Source organism: Roseateles sp. P5_E11, from assembly GCF_054049355.1.
Map to the genome: position 1 here is coordinate 1 of NZ_JBFUMO010000878.1, position 1700 is coordinate 1700.

Genomic DNA, 1700 nt, shown 5'->3' on the forward strand with positions numbered 1-1700 from the left:
GGGCGTGGATGCCGCCTGGCGTCCGCAGATCGTGCACGCCCATGACTGGCACGCGGGCCTTGCCTGCGCCCACATCGCCGCCAGCCGCTCGCGCCGCCGCACCGAGGCGCGGACGGTCTTTACCGTGCACAACCTGGCCTACCAGGGCCTGTTCCCGGCCGACCATTTCTGCGATCTCGGCTTGCCACCCCAACACTACGCGGTCGAGGGCGTGGAGTTCTATGGCCAGGTCAGCTTCATGAAGGCCGGCCTGCATTTCGCGGACGCGATCACCACGGTCAGCCCGAGCTATGCACGCGAGATCCAGACGCCCGAGCAGGGCTGTGGTCTGGACGGCCTGCTGCGCCATCGCGCCGAGGTGTTGCACGGCATCCTGAATGGCGTCGACTACGGCGTGTGGTCGCCCGCCCACGACCGCAGCATCGCCCGAGCCTATGACGTCGACAGCGCCGAAGACAAGGCCGTCTGCAAGGCCGCGCTGCAGCGCGAATGTGGGCTGGATGTGAAGGCGCAGGCGCCGTTGTTCGGCGTAGTCAGCCGCCTGACCGAGCAGAAGGGTCTGCCTCTGGTGATCGAGGCGCTGAACGACCTGATCGACGCGGGTGGGCAGCTTGTCATTCTTGGCAGCGGCGACGCCCGCCTCGAAGCCGCATTCGCCGACGCGGCTGCCAAGCACCCCGGCCAGATCGCCCGCCGCACCGGCATGGATGAAGGGCTGGCACACCGCATCTATGCCGGCAGCGATGTGATGCTGGTGCCCAGCCGCTTCGAACCTTGTGGCCTCACCCAACTCTATGGCCTGAGCTATGGCACGCTGCCGTTGGTGCACCGCGTCGGTGGGCTGGCCGACACGGTGGTCGACTGCACGCTGGAAGACCTCGATGCCGGTGCCGCCACGGGCTTTGTCTTCAACGCCTTCACGGCCGACGCCTACCGTCGCGCGCTGCGCCGTGCTTTTGCGCTGTGGAGCCGGCAAGAGTGCTGGGGTCGCGTGCGCTTGGCGGCGATGCGACAGCACTTTGACTGGAACGCCGCCGCGCAACGGTATGCGGATGTGTATCGCGGTGTGCTGGGTCATTGATGTGAAACTGGACTGCGCGCAGACGAGCGACTTCATGCGAGGCCTGTCCCTGTTTCTCGGGCACCAACTCGACTCAATGACCGGTGATTTCAGGGACGGGAGCGTCACCTGCTTGATCGCCACGACGAGGACACGGCTGCTTGAGCACTGTGAGTCCTATGGCTGGACGGCTGCACATCTTCCAGGCATCAAGCCGACATCTTGCGTCGTGATTCGGAAGCCCAATATGCAACCGGAGTTGTGGGTGCGATCGCGATATCGCGGGTATCGAAAGGCCTTCCGGCTTTTCCTGTCCGAGTGGGGCGGAATCGGCGATGACGGCATCCCGCACAACCTGCAGGTGGATCACCTGCATCCGGCCTCGCGGTTCACGCCCAAGAACGATCACTACTTTGTGCGCCTCGCCCTCATCGAGCGAGGCGTCAATGCGTCGTACGGAGCGGGCTTCGAACGCTTGTTGTATGAGCGTGAGCGTGAGAGAGCGCTTTCCGGTGGCGTGCATATGGATTGGATGGCCTACCTGAAAGTGCGCGGTATTCGTTTGCCTGCCAAAACTGCAGGGAAGGCCGTTTGGAAGGCCTGGTCCTGGCAATGCGCCAAATCACTGGGTCCCGAAGGC

Annotated in this window: 2 protein-coding genes; both read left to right on the top strand. The window is 64.5% G+C overall.

Annotated features, from left to right (window positions below; all coding sequences use genetic code 11):
* A partial coding sequence (gene glgA / locus ACXJKR_RS31675; protein ID WP_457326227.1) for a glycogen synthase GlgA occupies positions 1 to 1081 on the top strand: 1081 nt, incomplete at its 5' end.
* Position 1082: 1 nt separating this feature from the next.
* Positions 1083 to 1700 (top strand): hypothetical protein (locus ACXJKR_RS31680; RefSeq protein WP_457326228.1); only part of this gene is annotated, 618 nt, incomplete at its 3' end.